This is a genomic window from Bacteroidales bacterium (genome assembly GCA_035299085.1).
GTDB lineage: Bacteria > Bacteroidota > Bacteroidia > Bacteroidales > UBA10428 > UBA5072.
The window spans coordinates 80,499-102,319 of the sequence record DATGXG010000036.1 but is presented as its reverse complement, the minus strand read 5'-3'; the positions used below and the strand labels follow the sequence as shown (position 1 = coordinate 102,319).

Sequence of the window (21,821 nt, the reverse complement as noted above, 5' to 3'; positions counted from 1 at the left end):
TCGCAATATTTATTCGATACAGTTGTTTTATATTTGTTAAAATTTTTATTGTAACAAATTATTATGGAAACTACAACCAACACGTATCAAAAGCAGCCGGAAAATAAACCATCAACATTTTTGGTAGTTCTGGTAGTAATACTTTCATTGGCCGTTATATTTTTCGGATATAAATTCTTTACTAAAACCACACAGCTTACTCAAACCACTGAGGAAAAAGCTATCCTTGAAGATGTGAAAAGTGATCTTGAAAAACAGCTCCGGGATATGATCGTCGAATACGATTCTTTGAAAACGAATAATGACAGTGTGAATGGGCTGCTGGATAAAGAACAGGATAAAATTAAAAACCTGTTAAGAATGCAGGCTACAGATGCGGAAAAAATCAGAAAATACCAGGGTGAACTCGAAACACTGCGTAAAGTTATGCGCAGCTATATCGTTCAGATCGATTCACTGAATACAAGAAACCGTCAGCTGACTGATGAAAATATTCAGGTTAAAGAAAAACTTACATCTACTGAAAACCAGTACACTGAGCTTTCAAAGAAAAATGAAATAAACGAAACTCAACTCCAGCTGGCCAAGGTGCTTTCAGCTAAAAATATTACGGTAAGCCCGCAGAATAAATCAGATCGTGAGAATTTCAAAGTAAGCAAAGTAGCTAAAGTGAAAGTTTGCTTTACAGTGCGTGAAAATGCCGTAGCAGAAGCCGGAACAAAAGACGTATATGTTAGAATAATCAGGCCGGATGAAGTTGTGCTCCCTTCAGGAAGCGGAGAAACATTTACTTTCAATGGCGAACAGGTTATCTATTCGGCAAAACGCCAGTTGGAATACGAGAATAAAGACATTGACATGTGTATTTACTGGGATAAAAACGCTGATCTGATCGCCGGTAATTATACAGTTGTATTGTATGCCGAAAATTATGAAATTGGCTCAACTACTTTCACCTTGAAATAACCGGCTACTTTTAAAAGAATAAAGAACCCTCCCCGACACGGGAGGGTTTTTTTATGCGTGCATCAGTGATGACATGATATAATCTGAAATCAACCATCCTGATGGTGTCATTCTGAAAAAATTTTCTTCCTGGAAAATATGTCCGGTATGCAACCATCTTTTTATCCGGTTCAGGAAATGATCTTTTTTTTCAACTCCAAAGTCCCTTTCAATCTTAACTGCATCGGCACCCCACAATGTACGCAACGAAAGCATAACATACTCATTAAATTTTTCCTCTTCTCCCAGAATTTCCTTTTCAGAATAGTTTTCGCCATTATTCAACGCCTGGATATATTGCTGCAGATTACTTATATTCCATTGCCGTGAATCCAGGTCAAAGGAATGTGCAGATGGTCCCAACCCCAGGTACTCCTTTTGTTTCCAGTAATTTGTATTATGTCTTGAAAAGTATCCGGGCTTTGCCAGGTTTGAAATTTCATAATGAATCAGGCCTCTTTTATCAGCCTCCTCACGAAGCATATTAAACTGATCCGTACTTTCATTTTCATCAATGACGGATATCAGCCCTTTCGATTGCTGTCTTGAAAGCAATGTTCCGGGTTCAATGGTGAGATGATAAGCTGATATGTGCTCAACTTCAGGAAGTATTTCCAGGTTGCGTTTCCATGAATTTGTTTGAGGAATACCATAAATCAGGTCAATACTGATATTTCTGAAACCAGCCATCCTTGCATTCTTCACTGATTCAAGAGCCTGCTTTGAATTATGCCGACGGTTCAGTCTTTTAAGATCATCATCATTAAATGATTGTATACCAATGCTTAACCTGTTCACAGAAGTATCATTATAAAGTGCCTGAAGGTATTCCGGCTTAAGATCATCGGGATTCGCCTCAAGGGTAATCTCATAAACCTCTGCCAGTTTGTAATCTGAATTTATTTTTTCAATCAGGTCCTGAATCTCTGATGGTTTTAACAATGTTGGTGTACCTCCGCCAAAATAAACGGTTTCGGCCACCGGGTCATGCAGGTAGTTTTTTCTTTGCTCCAGCTCTTTATTTATCGCGGTTAAGTAATCCGGAATGAGAGTTACAAGTGTGGATTTGTAAAAATCACAATAACTGCAGATTTTTCTGCAAAACGGAATATGAACATAAATTCCTGCCATCAGATTCTGTTGAAAGGCAAAGATAGACAAGAAAGAATGGCCGATCCTACAGGGTAATCATATTAATACATATCTTTATCATTCCTCATTAACTTATTGCACTGTAATGGCACTGAAGAAAAGCCTGAAACATGAGAATGATCTGCTGGCGGAAAATACCAGGAGAATCGAGGAAATCAAATCGTTAAATGAAAAACTTACACTGATCAATGAAGAACTTATTATAACAAACGAAGAACTTAAATCCTACAAGAATAAGCTGGAGGATTTAGTTTCCATACGCACATCGGAACTACAGAAAAAAGAGGAATATCTTAAATATAAAAATGACATTGAGCGTTTTTTATCTGGTATTTCAACCCAGTTTTTCAACCTTTCCCCTGACAGTGTCGATACCTATATAAATCATTCCCTGGGAGAGATTTGCAGGTTTTTTCATGCCGAAGCAGCTTTTCTGGGTGAAATCCTTTATTCCGAAAACGCTTATGCAGTAACCCATGTATGGAATACTACCGAAATAAAATATAACTCACAGTATTTCAAAAAAGCCCCTTTATCGGATATTATCTGGTGGCTGGATAAAATAAACAGCCAGGATGTTTTTACAGTCGATTATAAAAACAATACCGGCAATTCGTATTCTCTTCAAAACACTCAGCATTTATCAGGAACCGGAATTATCAATTTCATCCCGATCATATTCCAGGGAAATATTGTGGGCTTCATTGGATTAAGCTCTTATTCCGTGTACAGGTGGACCGAGGATGAAACCATACTGCTTCACCAGCTTGGAGAAGTTTTTTTTAACGCCCTGAAACGAAAGGAGTCTGAAAAATACCTCATAGTCAACGAACGAAATTACCGCGAAATTTTTAATGCCACCAATGAAGCCATTATTATTTATGATTACCATAATAGTCAAATCATTGATATTAACCAGGCTGCAGTTAAGCTGTTCGACCTCACCTATGAAGAAGCCTTTGAGGGAAAAATTGACAATCTGAGTAATACCGATCTGGGTTTTAATCGCGAAAAGTTGATGATCCAGATCGAAAAAACTATACGTGATGGACCGGTTGTTTTTGAATGGCAAATTAAAAGAAAAAACGGTCATCTGATCTGGACTGAAGTTTCGCTTAAAAACACTGAAATTGCAGGCGACTTGCGAATTATAGCTGTTGTTCGTGATATTTCTGACAGGAAGCAATCGCAGGAAATGATCATGCAAAGCGAAGAACGTTTCCGATCAATCATTCAATTTCTTACAGATATTATTTTTATTATAAAGGAAGATCTTACAATCTCCTATGAATCCCCTTCGTGCGCAAAGGTTTTGGGCTTTCCTGCTCAATCACTTATTGGTATGCGAAGTTTGGATTTGATTCATCCTGAAGATAAAAATCTTGTTTTGCACGATCTTCAGGAAGTTTTTGAGAACAGAAATGATTTCAAACCCACCGAATTCAGGGTTAAAAGTTTTGACAGGGATTGGATATCGCTTGAGGTTATAGCAAATAACATGCTTCACCATCCGGCAATTCAGGGGATTATTGTTACCGGTCGCGACGTAACCGAAAGAAGGAAGGTTGAAAAGGCACTTAATATCAGCGAAACCAAATTCCGCAATATTTTCAACAACACCAGTGACCCTATTGTAATTATAAGCAACAAATATGATTTTCTGGAGGTAAATGAAGTTTTTCTGAATGCCACAAACTACACCCAGGCAGAAATGAAAAACATGAAATTCACTGAGATCATTACAGATCCCTATCTGCCTCAAATGGTTGATAACCTTGTACATATTTTCAGGAATGATCATCAGCCGGCACTCGAATGTGAAATTAAATGCAGGGGAAAACGGACATTTCCTGCTGAAATCAATAGCAAGCTCATTGAATTTGAAGGAGAACACGCCCTGATATCAGTAATCCGCAACATAACCGAAAGAAAGCAGATGGAAAGCAGGATACTCGATACAATAATCTCAACAGAGGAAAGGGAAAGGGAAAAATTTGCCAGAAACCTGCATGATGATTTAGGTCCATTGCTTTCAAGCATTAAAATGTATGTGAACTCGTTGTCTTCATCTATTGATAAAACAAAGCACGACTTCGTTACCTCACAGCTTAAAATAATACTTAAGGAAGTAATTCAGAGTACCAAAGAACTTTCAAATGACCTGAGTCCGCACGTACTTACAAATTATGGACTTATAGCAGCACTTGAATGGTACATAAACCAGCTTAAACCGTATATCTCAATCAGTTTTGAAACCAATCTCAGGGAAGAAAGATTTCCCACTTCACTTGAATTATCAGTTTACCGAATTATAAAAGAACTGATGAACAATACGATAAAACATGCGAAGGCAAACAAAATCACTATACGTCTTCACCTCATCCTTAAATCGCTCCATCTGCACTACCATGATAACGGAATAGGATTCAATAACTGGCAGGATGGCTATGAATTTATGGGCATGGGTATGTCCAATATTATCAGCAGATGCCGGTCAATTAACGCGACAAACAAGTTTTTTAACAATGCCCCTAATGGAATGGCCTTCGAAATGGTAGTCCCCGTTGAGGAACAAAAAGCTACCGTATGAAACAAAACGGTATTATATTGCTTGATGATCACCGGTTGTTCCGAAGTGGCCTGAAATACCTGCTTCAGGCCACAGGAAAATATGAGATTGTGGCCGAAGCATCTGATGTCGGAGAACTTTTGGGCTTTCTTCCGTCAATGAAACCCCACCTGATCATTATGACTGTTAATAATCCACAGTTTAATGAAATAGAGGGAATCAGAATTATTCTCAAAAAACATCCCGACCTCAAAATTCTGGTGATTTCTGCAAGTGGTGAAAAAGGCTTTTACAACGCCCTGCTTGATTTTGGAATTAAAGGTTTTATACTGAAAGAAACAGACAGCGATGAACTGCTAATGGCTATTAACCGGATTCTGGCAGGTGAAACGTATTTTGCACAGGATTTACTAATGACCCTCATAAAAGGAGATTCCGAGGATCCTGTACTCAAAATAACCGAACGTGAAAAGGAAATACTTCGACTGATTTGCGGGGGTCTTTCCAATCAGGAAATCGCTTCTCATTTCAATATCAGTCAAAGAACAGTAGAAAGACACAGAACAAACCTGCTTGAAAAAACCGGATCCAAAAACTCTATCCGGTTGGTCTTGTTTGCCTTGAAAAACAATTTGGTAACCATTTAGTAAAAAACACTTTTTTATAATGGCGGCAAATACCTATATTTGAATGAGTATAATTGCAGGAATTTTAAGTAATTTTTCCCTTATTCTCAATTGCCTGAGATTATATATTTGTAATGTGATAATCGAAATGACTTTGCGACAACAGCAAAATAAAAATATTTAAGATAGGGTTTGGTTGGATTTAGGTAGGAAAGCGGGGAGTTGGTTTTACTGACTTCCCGCTGGATTTTTATACCGGTACATACTTCTTTTAAAATCTGGTATTATTAAAGAATTTGTTATTATATTTCGAATCGAAGTGTGTGAGATTTTAAAAGGAGATTTTCAACTAAAATGAAAAAACTAAAAGTATTGATTGTTGATGATAATCCTCATTTTGTCAATGCTCTTAAATTCATGTTACTGGATTATTTTGAGGATCGGATTGAATCCATTTCCACCGCTGTTGACGGGCAAGATTGCCTGACGCAACTCAAAAGCAAAGTTTGTGATTTCGTTTTCATGGATATTAATATGCCTAACATGAATGGCATTGAGGCCACACGCCAGGCAACCATTCTATACAGAAATCTCATTGTGATCGCGGTTTCATTTCATTCAGAAATGAAGTATGTGGTTCAGATGATTGAAGCCGGAGCCCGAAGCTATATTATTAAGGATGAAATCAGCCGGGAATCACTTGAAAAAGCCCTGGCTATAGAATATACTTTCTGAAATACTTTTGACGGTCTCTTAACGTTATCCATAAAAAGTTAATCTTATGCTACGCAAACTGTTCGTTTTTTTTGCAATTGTTTCAACTGCCTTAACAACTTTAGCGCAGAATCCCGTAATCCGTAATCTTTCTCCTTTCACTAAAATTGAGGCAGGCGACAGAATCATTGTCCGCCTTGTTAAATCCGATAAAGAATCAGCCGCCATCCAGGTTCAGGGAATTGATGCTTCTGCTGTTAAAACGGATGTGAAAGACGGCGTGCTTCAGTTAAGCGTTTATGGCGAACCTTTTACTAAGAAAAAAGTAATGGTAACCGTAAATTTTAAAACTCTTACTTCGATTACATCTACAGGCGGTGCCGATATTTCAACAACTGGCCTATTCAAAGCCCCTGAATTGAATGTTGATCTTAAAAGCGGTGGCATGCTTTACATTGATGCCGATCTTGGCAAGCTCACCGGAAAACTGGTTGAAGGCTCACTGCTTACTGCAGAAGGGTATGCCGATAATATGGATATCTCCGTTTCAACAACTGCAACCTTATCTGCATTTGAACTCGAATGTGAAAAAGTTACAGTAAGAGCAGGTACAGGCGGAAAAGCAAAGATTAATGTCGAATCGGAACTGAATGCCGAGGCAACTTCAAAAGGCTATATTTCATATAAGGGAAATCCGCAGAAAATAAATAAAAATGCCCAGTCGGGCGGAACAATTACATCTGCTCAGCCCTGACGCATTGACCTGAGAAATGCTTCAGCCACTACAAGATCCTTGGCAAAAGTTATTTTTATGTTCTCAGGATTACCTTCAACCAATTGAATAGTGTGACCGATTTTTTCAATTACACCGGCATCATCCGTGAATTGTTTATTATAAGTCTGCCTGTAACCTTCCATCAGAATATTTCCGGCAAATACCTGCGGAGTTTGAATTAACCGGTAAAGGCCCCGGTCCACCTGCCGGGTTCCGGTATTCTCAGTTTTCCTCATTGTTTCCGGTATTTCAATGCAGGGTACTGCATTTCCGTGAATTGAGGCAGTGGCAAAACACCGCTCAATCGTTGCAAGGCTTACAAGCGGCCTCACTCCATCATGTATAGCTACTAAAGAGTTCTCAGTCACATCCGAAAGGTTACGCTGAACCGAGTGAAACCTGGTTTCGCCCCCAGAACCGATATCATGCCTGATGGTGAAATGATATTCACTACATAGCTCTTTCCACAATTGAATATGTTCTCCGGGTAATACTACCCTTATCCGGATGCCTGGCAGATATTCGTTAAACCGTTCTATGGTATGCATCAGTACCGGTTTCCCTGCAAGTTTCATAAATTGCTTGGGAATTTCTGAATTCATCCGTGATCCTGAACCACCTGCCACTATAATGACTGATTTCTCCACGCAGTAAAAATTTGTTTTTTATGTTTTAAATTTACAAAATCCTTCTCCTGATAATTAAATAAACTTTATTATGATTTCACCAGCAACATTTCAATTTTTAAAAGAACTTAAAACCAATAACAACAAAGAATGGTTTGATGCCAACAGGTCAAGTTACGCTGGTATTAAGAAAGAATTGGAATCGTTTATCGAAACAATAATTGCCGAAATCGCGCTGTTCGATAAACAGTCTGCACAAACAGATGCGAAGTCGTGTATTTTCAGAATTAACAGGGATATCCGGTTTTCAAACGACAAAATGCCCTATAAAACAAATCTTGGGGCTTTTATCGCCCGGGGTGGCAGAAAAAGCGCTTTTGCCGGGTATTATATTCATATTGAACCCGGTTCCTGTTTTCTATCGGGCGGCATTTATATGCCATCAGCACCGGTATTAAAAGCAATCCGAACAGAAATAGCCGAAAACTTTGACGAATTTAAACGAATAATTAAAAATCCCTCTTTTGTAAAGCATTTTGGCAACGATCTGTGGGGTGAAAAACTTAAATCGGCTCCAAGAGGATTCTCTGCTGATTTCGAAGGTATTGACTACCTGAAATATAAGCATTACACTGTTTTAAAGGATGAACCGGATTCCATGTATACAAAAGCAGCGTTTATTAATGAAGCAAGGGATGTATTCCGGTCCCTGTCCGACTTTAATCGTTTTTTGAATGCGGCTGTCGAAAATGCGGAATGAAAAATCAGACTAATTTTCTGATCTCTGCCACTTTAAGTATAATGTGTACGATTTCTTCAATTGAAAATGCCATGCAATTGATGCTCAGATCGAACCGGGTATAATCTGTGTCTTTACCCTGGAAATATTCCCTGAATTCTTTTCTTTTTTTATCCACCTCGAGTGCTGATTTCTTAGCTTCCTCAAAGGTTAATTTATAGTTTTCCGCAACCCTCAGGGCCCGCCAGTCGAGCGGGGCTTCAAGCAAAATATGAAGTGACCGGGGTATATCGTGAGTAATGGCGACGCCACCTCTTCCGACAATAATTACATTTCCTTCGCCGGCCATATTCCGGATGACTTTGGCCACCGTGTTCAGGATTTTTCGTTCGCTTTTATAGTATTTATTAAACTGGGCAGAAATAATTTCATCAACCATTCCTTTCTGCTCGTATTGAAATACATGCCTTATTTTTTCAGGTTCAATCTCAAGGGCTTTGGCAGATTCGGCCATAATTTCCTTTGTAATAAATCGCCATTTGCCTTCCCTTCCTTTCACAAAGAGTTTGCGGGTAAGCTCTTCCGCTAAACGTCCGGCGATTATTTTTGCAGGACATCCGTATTCCCTTGAAATTGTAATGACAGGTCCCGGTTCTTTTCCTTTTCCGCCTTCATCATGTAGGCGGTCAGAAACATACTTCAATAAATCAATATTCATTGCGTTTCGGGCTTTTCAATATAAATATAGTCAATTTTTTGCATAAAGTAAAGTCATTTGACAGTTATTGTATTTTGCGAAGTATCCCAACAAAACTTCTATTTTTGTATAAAACTTTCAACATATGGACAGCTCAGTTCTTGCCGGTATTCGCGAATCCATTCGCAATGTTCCTGATTTTCCGATTAAAGGCATACAATTCAAAGATATAACAACAGCCATTAAACATCCGGTAATCTTCAATCATATTACCGATATCCTTGCAGAACATTACTCGGGAAAAGGAATTACCAAGGTGGTGGCCATAGAATCAAGAGGTTTCATCATTGGCGGTGCTCTCGCGTATAAACTGAATGCAGGTTTTGTACCTGTGAGAAAACCCGGAAAGCTTCCTGCTGTTACTTATTCTGTAACTTATGATCTCGAATATGGAAAAGATTCTTTGCAGATGCACCAGGATGCTTTACACCCGGATGACATCGTCCTGCTTCATGATGATTTACTCGCCACCGGTGGAACGGCTTTGGCAACTCTCAATCTTATCCGGAAATTCAATGTAAAAAAGGCTTATGTTTGCTTTATAGCTGAACTGGATTTCCTGAAAGGAAGAAACCGCCTTTCACCTCCCTATGAGGTTTTTTCATTGGCACATTTCAACGAGTAAACTTAATCGAAACGATATGCAGATTCAGGCTAATATGAAAATGGCAGAAATCGTTCATTTGAACTACCATCTGCTTCAAATCATTTCCCGGTTTGGCATTAAGCTTGGATTTGGAGACAAAACAATCAGGCAGGTTTGCCAGGATTACAACATAAATGTCGATTTTTTTCTTGAACTGATAAGAACCTACCATTTCCCGAATTATTTTCCTGAAAAACATTTACAACAGTTTCCGGCAGGAATGATTGTCGATTACCTCAGGAAATCGCATCAATATTATATGAAGGTTAAAGTGCCTGAAATAGCGTTCCTGCTTAACAAACTAGTAGCCGCACAAAATGCGGTACCATCAGAATCATTGAAACTGATCGACCGCTTTTTCGACGGATACAAAACCGAATTGGAACACCATATTTTACGCGAAGAGGAAAAAGTTTATCCTTATGTTTTTGATATTGAAAAAGCATTCCTAAGCAAAAAGCCGGGTAAAGAAATCGTGGAGCAAATAAGAAAGTACAGCATCGGCCAATATGAGATTGAGCATGAAAATGTGGAAGACAAGTTGCTCGATCTTAAGAATCTTTTAATCAAATACATATCCATTCCTGCTGAATCCGATCTGTGCCAGATTATTCTTTTTGAATTATTCAGGCTCGAAAGAGATCTCAGGGATCATGCCCGCCTTGAGGATAAAATCCTGGTTCCGAAAATCAGTGGTATGGAAAAGTGGATCCTTGATCATTATAAGTCCTGAATGCATGGAAGCCATTCCGGTTATAATAGCTGATCGATCACAGCTGGTCAGAATGGGTCTTACCGGTATACTCTATCAAACAGGGTTTACAATAAACATACGTGAAGTTTACGATCCGCTCAAACTGAATGCGCTTTTACTGAAAGAAAAGGATTTTCTTCTTATTGGGGGAAAGGGATTTCTCGCCGGCTGCCCTGACGAACTGAAAAGCACATTAAACAACCGGTCAAAACGGTTCCTGTTTATATATATCAATGATATTCCGCAATCCATTAATGATGTGGTGTTTGATGAAATAATTGAATACGCCGATAATGAAAAAATTCTTTATCATAAATTGGAAAGGACGCTGCAGAAGCTTGTGAAGCCGCATTTTTCATTAAGGACAAATGAGGATATCAGCCAACGGGAAAAGGAAGTGCTTCGACTGGTGGCATTGGGAATGACGAACAGGGAAATTGCTGACAGGCTCTATATAAGCGCACACACTGTAATTACACACAGGAAAAATATTACTGCAAAGCTTGGCATTAAAACCATTGCGGGTCTCACTGTTTATGCGGTCATTAACAAACTGATAAGTGCTGAAGAATTATGATCGATAAAGCTACAATCGACAGGATATTTAATGCCGCCGATATTGTCGAGGTTATCGGTGAATTTGTCAGCCTTAAAAAAGCAGGTCAAAATTTCAGGGGACTGAGCCCGTTTAAGAATGAAAAAACACCCTCGTTTTTTGTTAGCCCTTCAAAAGGTATATTTAAGTGCTTCAGTACAGGTAAAGGAGGTAACGTAGTTACTTTTCTGATGGAAAATGACAAGCTTACCTACCCCGAAGCGCTGAAATACCTGGCAAAAAAGTACAACATTGAAATTGTTGAAAAAGAAGAGAGCATTGAGGAAATTCAATTAAAAAATGAAAGGGAAAGCCTTCTTGCCATTAATGAATTTGCATGTAAGTACTTTGCTGAAACTTTACATACGGCTGAAGGGAAAGCTATCGGACTAAGTTATTTTACTGAAAGGGGTTTTCGTGAAGATACCATTCGCAAGTTTCAGCTCGGCTATTCAAGAGACGAAAGAAATGCATTCACACGAAAGGCGATCGAAGCGTCTTTTAAATTGGAATTCCTTGTAAAAACGGGGCTCAGTATTGAAAAAGATAATCGAAGCTATGACCGGTTTCACGGAAGGGTAATGTTTCCCATTCATGGGCTGACCGGACAGGTGCTTGGCTTTGGCGGCCGCGTAATGAAAACCGATGAAAAGACGGCCAAGTATATCAACTCACCGGAATCAGAAATCTATCATAAAAGTGATATTCTATATGGCCTTTATTTTGCCAGGCAGGCCATCCTGAAAAGCGATAAGTGCTATCTTGTTGAAGGATATACCGATGTAATCTCCATGCACCAGGCTGGTATTGAAAATGTGGTAGCTTCATCCGGAACCTCTTTGACACAGAACCAGATCAGGCTGGTAAAAAGATTCACACATAATATTACCGTTTTATATGATGGAGATGAAGCCGGAATAAAAGCATCGCTCAGAGGAATTGACCTTTTGCTTGAAGAAGGCCTGAATGTGAGGGTGGTTTTGCTTCCCTTCGGAGAAGACCCTGACTCCTTTGCCCGAAAAAACAATGCTGCCGGCTTTACGGATTTTATTACAACCAATGAGACGGATTTTATTTCATTTAAGACCAACCTGCTCAGGAAAGATGCCGAAAAGGATCCGCTTAAAAAGGCAAGCCTTATTACCGAAATTGTCCGCACTATCTCTGTCATACCTGAAAGTATTGTGCGTTCGGTTTATATCAGGGAATGCAGTAAACTTTTAGATGTCGAAGAAAAAATTCTGTATACTGAAACCGCCCGCCTAAGAAAAAATCGGTTTGATCAAAAAACAAAACAGACTGATTTCAGGGAATTGCCAGCTACAATTGATACTACTGTTCTAAAAAGTCAGCCGGAGGCTTTGAAATACCCGGCTGAAAAAGAAGTTCTGCGTTTGATGCTACTTTATGCCGGTGAAGAAATTGAACTTACACCCGACAAGCCTGTTAGAGTGGCTGATTACCTGATAACTGAGATTCAACAGGATGAACTTGAATTTCATCATCCTGTATACAATGTGATTTATACTGAAATGCTTTCGATGAAAGAAAAAAATGAAAACATTAGCGACCAGCATTTCATAAAACATCCTGATGAAGTTGTGTCAAAATCAGTCATCGATATGATAACTTCTGCGTATGATCTGAGTAAAATCTGGAAACGCTATGAAAATTTCTTTGAAACCGAAGAAATGCGCTTAAAAGAGATCGTACCCGAAGCACTGATGGCTTTTAAAAATGAAAAGGTCATGAAAATGATTCATGAAACCGAAGAAGAATTAAATCATGCTCAGAATCAGCATAATGATGAGAGAATTCAATCGCTGATGGTTAAATTTATGGTTTTAAATAATCTGAAAATCAATTTGTCGCGTGACCTGGGCGACCGCATAATTGTTAACTGAGATTCACACCATGTACACTTTTCCATTCGTTCCTTTCCGCTATAGTAAAACAGCAACCGTAGGCATGCTTATTATCATTCTGTGCCTTATTCCCTCATCAGAATTCGCTAAACTGGGAGTCAGGATAACATTCGGTGATGTTATCGTTCATTTCTTTATGTTCCTTGGATTCTCCTCTGCATTGTTTTTTGATATGTCTTCCAGGAGGAAAAATGTTAAAAAGCTTCGGATTATCAGCCTGACTTTTTTGTTAAGTATAGGACTGGGTATCACAACCGAACTTCTTCAGCATTTTATAACATCACTTCACCGTACAGGCAGTATTGTTGATTTAATGTTTGATGTTCTCGGAACTCTGGCGGGTATTGGCTTTATGTCAACTATAGGGCGTAGATTTGTTCCTGCGCCTTGATGTCATTTGACAGGTCACCTAAATTTTGATTCTGAAACAGTTCCTTAAATTCATTCCGGATCCCCTCATATTTTTTATGAATAGGACAGGGAACATTTTCTTCATTGCAAGTACGAAGGGAAATCAGGCATTTATTGAACATATCACTGCCATCCATGACAGTGACAATCTCATAGAGTGAAATTTTATGAGGATCCTTTGCCAGGGTAAAGCCACCATTCGGACCTTTGGCAGATAATAACAACTTATGTTTTGCAAGCGTCTGTAAAATTTTGGCCAAAAAGGGTCCCGGAATATCGAGTTCATCAGCGATTTTCCTTAATCCGGTTTTTGAGTCCTCTTTGCCGATGGCAAGATAAATCATCGCCCTGATAGCATATTTGCTTGTATTGGATAACATTACACAGGTATTTTCTCAATCCTCCGCAAATGCCTTCCTCCGTCAAAATCGGTTGTCAGAAATACGTCCACCATCTTTTTTGCCTCCTCGGTTGTAATAAACCTGGCAGGAATTGCGCATATATTGGCATCATTGTGCTTTCTGGCCAGCTCGGCAATTTCGGAATCCCAGCAAAGCGCCGACCTGATCATAGGGTGCTTATTGGCAGTCATATTTATTCCATTACCTGTACCGCATAATGAAATTCCCAATTCAGACTTGTTTTCGGTAATATGATTGGCCAGAATATGGCCATACTCAGGATAATCAGTGGATTCTTCCGAATAACATCCAAGGTCCGTTATTTCATACCCTTTGTTTGTGAGGTACGATATAAGGATCAGTTTCAGATTGTAACCTGCATGGTCGCAGGCAAACGCAACTTTCATAACTTTAAATTATTATTCTTTACAAAGATATCAATTTTAAAAGGCAATTAAAGTACCTTGAAGCTAATCTAAAACAAGATGAACAGTGTTGAAAAAACTGTCAGAAATTGTTTGAAAAATATTTATGACTGATGAAAACGGCAGACTTTTTGAGAATCGTCATTAAAGAATGAATGTAAACGCTTTTTTTCAAAGAGAATTTAACAATTATCAAACATGTTGCGGTGTCTTAAATTCTCAGTAATTTTGTACAGCTGGTTTTATTAACTATTGTTAATAAATGCACAACATGCTAAGAAACAAGTGCAAATTATGAGCAAAGGTTGTTATTTACTGTTAATAAAAAGGTATTCCTGAAAAAATCAATCAAAACAGGGTCTTTTTTTTAACACAATTAACAGCCAATTATCATCATTAAAAATTGATTTTATAAATGAATACTATTATTAAGAATAATATATTGTTAATAAAAGGTTATGTCGAATCTGAAATTAACCCTGGCATCAATTTAAGGGAAGAAATTGACAGAATGCGGAAGGAAAAAAATGCTGTTATTCTGGCCCATTATTACCAGGATGGCAGGATTCAGGATATAGCCGATTTTATTGGAGACAGTCTGTATCTTTCACAACAGGCTGCCAAAACGGAAGCGGATATAATTGTTTTTTGCGGGGTTCATTTTATGGCTGAAACCGCAAAGATTTTGTCACCTTCAAAAAAGGTATTGTTACCGGATCTAAATGCTGGTTGTTCACTTGCTGATTCATGTAAAGCTGAAGATTTCAGTGAATTTTTGAAGAGATATCCGGGCCATACTGTTATTAGTTATGTTAACACAACAGCTGAAATAAAAGCACTGTCTGATATAATCTGTACTTCATCCAATGCTGTTCAGATTGTTCAAAGTGTTCCTGAGAATGAACCTATTGTTTTTGCACCGGATAAGAACCTCGGAAACTATATTGAAAGTCTTACTGGCAGGAAAATGGTAATATGGGATGGTGCCTGTCATGTTCATGAACAGTTTTCACTTGAAAGAATACTTGAATTGAAAAGGCAGCATCCTGAAGCTAAAATTATTGCACATCCGGAATGCGAAAAGCCTTTATTGATAGTAGCTGATTTTATCGGATCTACATCCGCTTTACTTAAATATACTCAGAAAGACAAGAACAATAAATATATTGTCGCTACGGAATCTGGAATATTGCATCAAATGATTAGGGCAAATCCATCAAAAATTTTTATTCCTGCTCCACCCAAAGATGTCACTTGCGGATGTAACGATTGCATGTATATGAAATTAAATACAATGCAGAAACTTTATAATTGTATTAAATTTGAGATGCCCGAAATTGAGGTTGAAGAGACTTTAAGAGTAAAAGCAGAATCATCAATAAAAAGAATGTTGGAAATTTCTGAAAAACTAGGCCTGTAAAATGGAAACTATCAGGTGGATATGTCTGACTTTTGTTTTCCTTATTCCGGTTGTTAGAGGCTTTTCTCAGCAGGAAATACAGGAAAACGGATACAATAAGATCTATTATCCGAACGGTAAAATTTCAAGTGAAGGTTATATGCGTAACGGAAAACCAGATGGATACTGGAAAACATATTATCCTTCAGGAGTAATGAAGAGCGAAGGCAACCGCACTAATTTTCTGCTTGATAGTGTTTGGGTTTTCTATAATGAATCAGGAGACACAACGGAAAAAGTAAGTTATGTTCTTGGAAAACGGAATGGTTACACCATTACATTTAATACTTCGGAAGGGAAGGACCCGATGCAGAGAGGGCGTATTGTATCCAGAGAATTGTATGTTAATGATAACAAAGAAGGAAAGTCATATACGTATTATCCCGATGGTAGAATAAAGGAAGAATCTTTATACACCAATAATAAGAGAAACGGTATAACAAATGAATACGATCAAAATGGAATACTTATTACCGTAATGACTTATAAAAATGGTTTTCTTACCGATAGGGAAAAGCTTAACAGGAAAGATGATAAAGGACTGAAGCAGGGCATCTGGCGAACCTATTATGAAAATGGAAAAGTTAAATCAGAGGGATATTACGTGAATGATCTGTTATCCGGACAATATAAGGAATTTGATGAGAGCGGAAACATAAAGGTCAAACTGGATTACGCAAAAGGTATAATACTTGAAGAAAAGGATACTAGTGCCCTTGAAGTTCAGATCAAAAATAAGTACGATCAGAAGGGAAATATTATATATTCAGGTTCATATCGGGATTCCATTCCTGTTGGAATTCATCGTATGTATGATTCCACCGGTAAGGTAATAAATGGATATCTCTTCGATAATAATGGCATAAAGCTTGGCGAAGGAATTATAACAAACGAAGGCAGGAAAGAAGGAAAATGGAAATATTATTTTACAGACGGTTCTGTGCAATCTGCAGGATTATATTCAAATAACCAGCAAAGCGGTAAATGGGATTACTTTTATAGGGATGGAAAAAAGGAACAAACTGGCGTATTTAAACAGGGAAAGACGGATGGTTTGTGGCAATGGTATTATCCCGACGGTACAATTAAGAGAGAAGAAGAGTATTATGAGGGTAAGGCCGAAGGAATATATACTGAATACGATTCCATAGGTCAGATTATAGTTAGCGGTAAATATTTCGACGGTCAAAAAGAAGATGAATGGTTTTACAAGGTGGGTGATTATAGTGAAAAAGGTAAATACGTTGCTGATTTAAAGGACGGAAAATGGCAGGCATTTTATGCTGACGGTACATTAATGTATGAAGGCACTTACGTACAGGGAAATCCTGACGGAGAGCATGATTTTTACTATCCGAACGGCAAACTGAAAGAAACCAATTATTATGTAATGGGTATTTCTGAGAAAAATTGGCGCAAATATGATGAAAATGGTAACCTGGTACTTACGATAACCTATAAGGATAACAGGGAATACAGAATAAATGGTGAGAAAGTTGAATTCGCGGATAATGATATCAAACTAATTCAGTGATCTGCCGATGGACAATGATTTCAACCTGCGAAACACTTTCGTTTCAGAAGAAGATCGTGAACTTGAAAAAAGTATCAGGCCGAAACTTTTCGATGATTTCAATGGGCAGGATAAACTTGTAGAAAACCTAAAAGTTTTTGTTACTGCGGCAAAAATAAGAAATGAAGCTCTTGACCATGTTATTCTCGCCGGTCCCCCGGGTTTAGGAAAGACAACCCTGGCTAATATTATTTCGAATGAGTTAAAGAGTAATATCCGGGTAACTTCCGGACCAGTTCTTGAGAAAGCTGGTGACCTGGCAGGAATTCTTACAAACCTTGAGAAACACGATGTTCTGTTTATTGATGAAATTCACCGTTTAAACGCTACCGTCGAGGAATTCCTTTATTCAGCGATGGAAGATTATAAAATTGATCTAATCATAGATAAAGGACCTGGTGCAAGATCAATACAGTTAAATTTAAACCCTTTTACTCTGATTGGTGCAACAACCAGGGCCGGATTACTTTCTTCTCCGCTCAGGGCCAGGTTTGGAATTAATCTCCATCTGGAATACTATGATTCTGTTATCCTTGAGAGAATACTTAAACGGTCTGCAAAACTTTTGAATGTGCTGATTTCTGATAAAGCTGCCAAAGAAATAGCCTTCAGGTCGCGCGGCACTCCTCGCATCGCAAATGCTCTGCTCCGAAGGGTAAGGGATTTTTCACAGGTTAAGCAATTGGATGAAATCAATCTTGAAATTACTGAGTACGCTCTCGATGCCCTGAATATTGACAAAAGTGGTCTTGATGAAATGGATAATCGCATTCTGAACATTATTGTGGAGAAGTTCAATGGTGGTCCCGTGGGTTTGGGAACCATTGCAACGGCGGTTGGTGAAGATGCGGGGACAATAGAAGAAGTATATGAACCCTTTTTAATTAAGGAAGGATTTATAAAGAGAACCCCCCGGGGACGAGAAGCAACCCCAAAAACATACAAACATATGGGGAAGAACCACCCGGGATCTATGCCACTTTTATTCGAATAAATCAGTACGAACTCCGGAATTGGTTTATAAAACGGACATCATTTTCAAAATACAGGCGAAGATCGTTAACCTGGTATTTCAACATAGCTATTCGTTCAAGTCCCATTCCAAAGGCGAAACCCGTATACTTATTGCTGTCAATATTTGAAGATTCAAGTACATTGGGGTCTACCATTCCGCAACCCAGAATTTCCAGCCAGCCGGTATGTTTACAAACATTGCAGCCTGAACCTCCACAAATGGTGCACGAAACATCCATTTCGGCAGAAGGTTCTGTAAAAGGGAAAAATGAAGGCCTTAAGCGTATCTGGGTTTTTTCTCCGAACATCTCACGTGCAAAGAACATAAGTGTCTGTTTAAGATCGGCAAAAGAAACATGTGTGTCTATATACAAACCTTCTATCTGGTGAAAAATGCAATGAGCACGAGCAGAAATAGCTTCGTTCCTGAAAACCCTGCCAGGAAATATTTTACGGATCGGGGGCTGTGATACCTCCATTACTCTTATCTGGACCGAAGAAGTATGAGTTCTGAGAACGATATCAGGATTTTTTTCTATAAAAAAGGTATCCTGCATATCACGGGCTGGGTGATCCGGCGGAAAATTCAAACCTGAAAAGACATGCCAGTCATCTTCAACTTCCGGACCTTCCGATACAGTAAAACCTATCTTTGAAAATACGGAAACTATTTCATTACGGATAAGAGAAACAGGATGCCTTGAACCTAGAGAAACGGCATCAGAAGGAAGTGTAAGATCACCTAAAAAGGAAGTTTCTGTATGTTCTATGGAATCTCTGGATACATCGAACTTCTCAGTGGCTAGATTTTTAAGAATATTAAGTTTCTCACCGGTTTGCTTCTTTAATTCAACAGGTACAGATTTAAATGAGGCAAACAGATCTGAAATAAGACCCTTCTTACTTAGATAAGTTAGCCTGAATTTCTCGAGATCTTCAGCATTTTTTATTTCAAATGCCTCAATCTCTGTTTTATATTTTTCAATTAGTTTGATCATGTTATTGTTCAAGATATACTTTGATAATTCGGATGTCATTCAAAGGTCTGTTTCTCTGATCGGTTTCAGCTGCAGCAATTTTATCGAGAACATCAAGACCTTCAATGACTTCACCAAATACCGTATAATTCTGATCCAGATGAGGAGTGCCTCCTATTGTAGTATAAGCCGATTTCTCCGCATCAGTGAAAGGAAGATGTTTATTTGCTTTGACAAATGCATCCAGTTGAGTCTCAGTTAATATCTGACCCTGAACGATATAAAATTGTGAACCCGAAGATTCTTTTCTTGGATTAACCTGGTCACCCTGGCGTGCAGCAGCAAGAGCACCTTTTTTATGAAAAAGAGTTGGAACAAATTCAGCCGGAATGGTATAACCGGGTCCACCATCGCCCAGAGACTGGCCTGCTTTTGCATTTTTAGAATTGGGATCACCGGTTTGGACCATGAAATTTTCAATTACCCGGTGAAAGAGTACTCCGTCATAATATCCCTCATTTACAAGTTTAATGAAATTATCCCTGTGCAAAGGCGTTTCATTATAGAGTTTGATACGAATTTCTCCTTCAGTGGTGTTTATAACCACAATGGGTTGAGTCTGGCTCATTACTTTACAATAAGTTAATAAAATGAATAATAAAACAAGTAAAACTGGTCTGGCTGTATTCATACTTGCCGCTTTTTTCGGGTATCTTTACACTTTTTATGTGGTGAAATTATAAATATCTAGATTATTATCCAATATTAATTTTACAGTGTCCAATCCATACAAAAGTTTAGGTAGTCAATCTTTGATATATGGCCTTGGAAACATTATACCAAGGTTTCTGAATTACGCAGTTCTTACTGTGTATTACACACGGAGGTTTGCTCCGGGTACCTACGGAGTTATAACAGAGCTTTACGCCTATGTTGCCATATTAATGGTCATTCTCACTTATGGTATGGAAACCGGACTCTTCAAGTTTTCAATTAACAACAATAATCGGGGTATCGCCTATAGTTCAATACTTATTTCAGTCATTTCTACTTCGGTTCTTTTTATGGTTATCGTGGTACTTCTGAAATTTCCGATAGCTCATTTGATCGGATATCAAAATAATCCCGAATATATTGTGTTTTTAGCCTTGATTCTGGCTATTGATGCCGTTTCGGCCATAATCTTTGCAAAATTAAGAATTGAAAACAAAGCCCGGCGCTTTGCCATTATAAAAATAGTCAATGTACTGAGCACTATTTTCTTTGTCTTTCTATTCCTTGAAATACTACCCCGTTTTTTTTCGGAAAATTTATTTTATAAAGAACATTTGCAGCATATTGAAGTGGGTTATGTATTTATAGCTAATTTATTATCAAGCATTTTAGTTCTTATCATGTTAACAAAAGATATTTATGGTATAAGATTTAGGCTTGATTTTCGTTTGTTAACCCAAATTTTAAGTTATTCAGTTCCCTTACTGGTTGCAGGTTTAGCCGGGATATTCAATGAAACAATCGACAGAATTCTTCTGAAAAATTTAACCCCTGATAAAGAAAATGCCCTTTATGAATTAGGAATTTATGGTGCAAATTACAGAATTGCTGTTTTATTGACGATTTTTGTTCAAATGTTCAGATACGCTGCTGAGCCATTCTTCTTTAATTACTACGGCCATCAGGATTCCAAGAAAATTTATGCTAACGTGCTGAAGTACTTCACCATATTTTTAATGATCTTGTTTCTGGGTGTGGGATTATGCCTCGATCTGTTTAAATTGTTCATTCATAGTTCCTATCATGAGGGCCTTGCGATTGTTCCGGTTGTTCTATTTGCCAATGTTCTTGTTGGACTTCTTTTCAATGTAAACATGTGGTACAAGCTTTCAGGTAATACTATTTACGGGGTATATATTACCGGTTTAGGTGCTGTTCTTACGATTGTATTGAATTTTATTTTTATACCGCTCTTTGGTTATTATGCGTGTGCCTGGATTCATGTTTTAGCAAACGGTGTAATGTTAATAATTACATACTATACTGGACAAAAGCATTATAAAATTCAATATGATGTGAAATCTATTGGTATATATTTGTTATTCGGAATTGTGTTATATATCATTGGAAGATTATTACAGACAAGCCATGGTTGGCTAAATGTGTTGACAGGTCTTGCAATGGTTTCAATTTTTGTATTATATGTAAATAAGAGAGACGATTTATTCAAAATATTTCTTACAAGTAATGAAGGTTAAAATTGTAAATAAATCCAAACATAAATTACCGGCATACAGTACGTTATTGTCTGCCGGAATGGATATTTGTGCTAACCTTGAAAGTCCTGTTGAGATTAAACCATTAAAGCGTGCCTTAATTAAAACGGGTTTATTTCTAGAATTACCAGGAGGCTTTGAAGCCCAAATAAGACCAAGAAGCGGTTTAGCTATAAAAAGCGGAATTTCTGTTCTAAATACTCCGGGTACGATCGATGCAGATTACAGGGGAGAGGTGGGCATTATTCTTGTGAATCTATCAGATGAAACATTCATTGTAAATGATGGTGACAGGATTTGTCAGATGATTATTTCAAAATATGAAGCCATCGAATGGGATGAAGTAGATGAATTGGGCGCAACAGACAGAGGATCAGGAGGTTTTGGTCATACAGGGAAATAAGGAAT

General features: G+C 38.0%; 23 protein-coding genes. 16 read left to right on the top strand and 7 right to left on the bottom strand.

What is annotated here, in order from left to right:
* Positions 1–63 precede the first annotated feature (63 nt).
* The gene (locus VK179_11560) at positions 64–966 is read left to right on the top strand and encodes a hypothetical protein (GenBank protein ID HLO59371.1); all 903 of its coding nucleotides are present in this window, start codon (positions 64–66) and stop codon (positions 964–966) included.
* Positions 967–1,017: 51 nt separating this feature from the next.
* Here the strand turns inward: VK179_11560 and hemW are convergent, their stop codons facing one another.
* On the bottom strand, positions 1,018–2,136 hold the full coding sequence (gene hemW / locus VK179_11555) for a radical SAM family heme chaperone HemW (protein ID HLO59370.1): 1,119 nt from the start codon (positions 2,134–2,136) through the stop codon (positions 1,018–1,020).
* Between the two features lie 106 nt (positions 2,137–2,242).
* On the opposite strand from hemW, the gene VK179_11550 reads away from it, so the two are divergent.
* From VK179_11550 to VK179_11535, 4 genes are all read left to right on the top strand, one after another.
* Complete coding sequence (locus VK179_11550) at positions 2,243–4,747, top strand: PAS domain S-box protein (protein HLO59369.1); 2,505 nt, start codon at positions 2,243–2,245, stop codon at positions 4,745–4,747.
* Positions 4,744–5,373, top strand: a complete 630-nt coding sequence (locus VK179_11545) for a response regulator transcription factor (protein ID HLO59368.1) — start codon at positions 4,744–4,746, stop codon at positions 5,371–5,373. The genes VK179_11550 and VK179_11545 overlap by 4 nt, the downstream gene beginning before the upstream one ends.
* 333 nt (positions 5,374–5,706) lie before the next feature.
* On the top strand, positions 5,707–6,087 hold the full coding sequence (locus VK179_11540) for a response regulator transcription factor (protein ID HLO59367.1): 381 nt from the start codon (positions 5,707–5,709) through the stop codon (positions 6,085–6,087).
* A gap of 46 nt (positions 6,088–6,133) precedes the next feature.
* Positions 6,134–6,820, top strand: coding sequence for a head GIN domain-containing protein (locus VK179_11535; GenBank protein ID HLO59366.1), 687 nt, complete (start codon positions 6,134–6,136; stop codon positions 6,818–6,820).
* On the opposite strand, the gene VK179_11530 is transcribed toward VK179_11535, so the two are convergent.
* Complete coding sequence (locus tag VK179_11530; protein ID HLO59365.1) at positions 6,811–7,488, bottom strand: 2-C-methyl-D-erythritol 4-phosphate cytidylyltransferase; 678 nt, start codon at positions 7,486–7,488, stop codon at positions 6,811–6,813. The two genes, VK179_11535 and VK179_11530, sit on opposite strands and share 10 nt — an antisense overlap.
* 70 nt (positions 7,489–7,558) lie before the next feature.
* Between VK179_11530 and VK179_11525 the strand changes: the two genes are divergently transcribed.
* Positions 7,559–8,227, top strand: a complete 669-nt coding sequence (locus VK179_11525) for a DUF2461 domain-containing protein (protein ID HLO59364.1) — start codon at positions 7,559–7,561, stop codon at positions 8,225–8,227.
* A gap of 4 nt (positions 8,228–8,231) precedes the next feature.
* Here the strand turns inward: VK179_11525 and VK179_11520 are convergent, their stop codons facing one another.
* Complete coding sequence (locus VK179_11520; protein HLO59363.1) at positions 8,232–8,924, bottom strand: cytidylate kinase-like family protein; 693 nt, start codon at positions 8,922–8,924, stop codon at positions 8,232–8,234.
* Between the two features lie 124 nt (positions 8,925–9,048).
* Between VK179_11520 and VK179_11515 the strand changes: the two genes are divergently transcribed.
* The 5 genes from VK179_11515 to VK179_11495 are packed head-to-tail and all read left to right on the top strand — an operon-like array spanning position 9,049 to position 13,274.
* On the top strand, positions 9,049–9,588 hold the full coding sequence (locus VK179_11515; protein HLO59362.1) for an adenine phosphoribosyltransferase: 540 nt from the start codon (positions 9,049–9,051) through the stop codon (positions 9,586–9,588).
* Between the two features lie 16 nt (positions 9,589–9,604).
* Positions 9,605–10,342, top strand: a complete 738-nt coding sequence (locus VK179_11510; protein HLO59361.1) for a hemerythrin domain-containing protein — start codon at positions 9,605–9,607, stop codon at positions 10,340–10,342.
* A gap of 4 nt (positions 10,343–10,346) precedes the next feature.
* The gene (locus tag VK179_11505) at positions 10,347–10,940 is read left to right on the top strand and encodes a LuxR C-terminal-related transcriptional regulator (GenBank protein HLO59360.1); all 594 of its coding nucleotides are present in this window, start codon (positions 10,347–10,349) and stop codon (positions 10,938–10,940) included.
* Positions 10,937–12,862 carry a DNA primase gene (dnaG, locus tag VK179_11500; protein HLO59359.1) on the top strand — a complete coding sequence of 642 codons (1,926 nt, stop codon included), beginning with the start codon at positions 10,937–10,939 and terminating at the stop codon, positions 12,860–12,862. Before VK179_11505 ends, dnaG begins: the two co-directional genes overlap by 4 nt.
* Positions 12,863–12,872: 10 nt before the next feature.
* Complete coding sequence (locus tag VK179_11495) at positions 12,873–13,274, top strand: VanZ family protein (GenBank protein ID HLO59358.1); 402 nt, start codon at positions 12,873–12,875, stop codon at positions 13,272–13,274.
* Here the strand turns inward: VK179_11495 and VK179_11490 are convergent.
* Both VK179_11490 and rpiB read right to left on the bottom strand, forming a co-directional pair.
* A complete protein-coding gene (locus VK179_11490) occupies positions 13,243–13,674 on the bottom strand; it encodes an Rrf2 family transcriptional regulator (GenBank protein ID HLO59357.1) in 432 nt (143 codons plus the stop codon). The two genes, VK179_11495 and VK179_11490, sit on opposite strands and share 32 nt — an antisense overlap.
* Positions 13,674–14,102: a ribose 5-phosphate isomerase B gene (rpiB, locus tag VK179_11485; protein HLO59356.1), complete on the bottom strand. Its 429-nt coding sequence runs from the start codon at positions 14,100–14,102 to the stop codon at positions 13,674–13,676. Before rpiB ends, VK179_11490 begins: the two co-directional genes overlap by 1 nt.
* A 433-nt stretch (positions 14,103–14,535) precedes the next feature.
* Here rpiB and nadA point away from each other — a divergent pair, with 433 nt between their 5' ends.
* From nadA to ruvB, 3 genes are read left to right on the top strand one after another with little or no spacing between them, the layout of a single operon-like run.
* Positions 14,536–15,540, top strand: a complete 1,005-nt coding sequence (nadA, locus tag VK179_11480) for a quinolinate synthase NadA (protein ID HLO59355.1) — start codon at positions 14,536–14,538, stop codon at positions 15,538–15,540.
* Position 15,541: 1 nt separating this feature from the next.
* Entirely contained in the window at positions 15,542–17,113 is a 1,572-nt protein-coding gene (locus VK179_11475) for a toxin-antitoxin system YwqK family antitoxin (GenBank protein HLO59354.1), read from the top strand.
* Between the two features lie 7 nt (positions 17,114–17,120).
* Positions 17,121–18,146, top strand: a complete 1,026-nt coding sequence (gene ruvB / locus VK179_11470) for a Holliday junction branch migration DNA helicase RuvB (GenBank protein ID HLO59353.1) — start codon at positions 17,121–17,123, stop codon at positions 18,144–18,146.
* A 1-nt stretch (position 18,147) separates the two neighbouring features.
* Here the strand turns inward: ruvB and pheS are convergent, their stop codons facing one another.
* Together pheS and VK179_11460 are read right to left on the bottom strand one after the other, a co-directional pair.
* Complete coding sequence (pheS, locus tag VK179_11465; protein HLO59352.1) at positions 18,148–19,164, bottom strand: phenylalanine--tRNA ligase subunit alpha; 1,017 nt, start codon at positions 19,162–19,164, stop codon at positions 18,148–18,150.
* 1 nt (position 19,165) lies between these two features.
* Positions 19,166–19,834 (bottom strand): peptidylprolyl isomerase, encoded by a 669-nt coding sequence (locus tag VK179_11460; protein ID HLO59351.1) that lies wholly within the window; start codon positions 19,832–19,834, stop codon positions 19,166–19,168.
* An 85-nt stretch (positions 19,835–19,919) separates the two neighbouring features.
* Here VK179_11460 and VK179_11455 point away from each other — a divergent pair, with 85 nt between their 5' ends.
* Positions 19,920–21,395, top strand: coding sequence for an oligosaccharide flippase family protein (locus VK179_11455; GenBank protein ID HLO59350.1), 1,476 nt, complete (start codon positions 19,920–19,922; stop codon positions 21,393–21,395).
* Entirely contained in the window at positions 21,385–21,816 is a 432-nt protein-coding gene (dut, locus tag VK179_11450; GenBank protein ID HLO59349.1) for a dUTP diphosphatase, read from the top strand. Before VK179_11455 ends, dut begins: the two co-directional genes overlap by 11 nt.
* The last annotated feature ends 5 nt before the right edge of the window (positions 21,817–21,821 follow it).

Coding starts and splice junctions, on each gene's coding strand:
- VK179_11560 (HLO59371.1), top strand. CDS start 64: ATGGAAACTACAACCAACACGTATCAAAAGCAGCCGGAAAATAAACCA.
- hemW (HLO59370.1), bottom strand. CDS start 2,136: ATGGCAGGAATTTATGTTCATATTCCGTTTTGCAGAAAAATCTGCAGT.
- VK179_11550 (HLO59369.1), top strand. CDS start 2,243: ATGGCACTGAAGAAAAGCCTGAAACATGAGAATGATCTGCTGGCGGAA.
- VK179_11545 (HLO59368.1), top strand. CDS start 4,744: ATGAAACAAAACGGTATTATATTGCTTGATGATCACCGGTTGTTCCGA.
- VK179_11540 (HLO59367.1), top strand. CDS start 5,707: ATGAAAAAACTAAAAGTATTGATTGTTGATGATAATCCTCATTTTGTC.
- VK179_11535 (HLO59366.1), top strand. CDS start 6,134: ATGCTACGCAAACTGTTCGTTTTTTTTGCAATTGTTTCAACTGCCTTA.
- VK179_11525 (HLO59364.1), top strand. CDS start 7,559: ATGATTTCACCAGCAACATTTCAATTTTTAAAAGAACTTAAAACCAAT.
- VK179_11520 (HLO59363.1), bottom strand. CDS start 8,924: ATGAATATTGATTTATTGAAGTATGTTTCTGACCGCCTACATGATGAA.
- VK179_11515 (HLO59362.1), top strand. CDS start 9,049: ATGGACAGCTCAGTTCTTGCCGGTATTCGCGAATCCATTCGCAATGTT.
- VK179_11510 (HLO59361.1), top strand. CDS start 9,605: ATGCAGATTCAGGCTAATATGAAAATGGCAGAAATCGTTCATTTGAAC.
- VK179_11505 (HLO59360.1), top strand. CDS start 10,347: ATGGAAGCCATTCCGGTTATAATAGCTGATCGATCACAGCTGGTCAGA.
- dnaG (HLO59359.1), top strand. CDS start 10,937: ATGATCGATAAAGCTACAATCGACAGGATATTTAATGCCGCCGATATT.
- VK179_11495 (HLO59358.1), top strand. CDS start 12,873: ATGTACACTTTTCCATTCGTTCCTTTCCGCTATAGTAAAACAGCAACC.
- VK179_11490 (HLO59357.1), bottom strand. CDS start 13,674: ATGTTATCCAATACAAGCAAATATGCTATCAGGGCGATGATTTATCTT.
- rpiB (HLO59356.1), bottom strand. CDS start 14,102: ATGAAAGTTGCGTTTGCCTGCGACCATGCAGGTTACAATCTGAAACTG.
- nadA (HLO59355.1), top strand. CDS start 14,536: ATGAATACTATTATTAAGAATAATATATTGTTAATAAAAGGTTATGTC.
- VK179_11475 (HLO59354.1), top strand. CDS start 15,542: ATGGAAACTATCAGGTGGATATGTCTGACTTTTGTTTTCCTTATTCCG.
- ruvB (HLO59353.1), top strand. CDS start 17,121: ATGGACAATGATTTCAACCTGCGAAACACTTTCGTTTCAGAAGAAGAT.
- pheS (HLO59352.1), bottom strand. CDS start 19,164: ATGATCAAACTAATTGAAAAATATAAAACAGAGATTGAGGCATTTGAA.
- VK179_11460 (HLO59351.1), bottom strand. CDS start 19,834: ATGAATACAGCCAGACCAGTTTTACTTGTTTTATTATTCATTTTATTA.
- dut (HLO59349.1), top strand. CDS start 21,385: ATGAAGGTTAAAATTGTAAATAAATCCAAACATAAATTACCGGCATAC.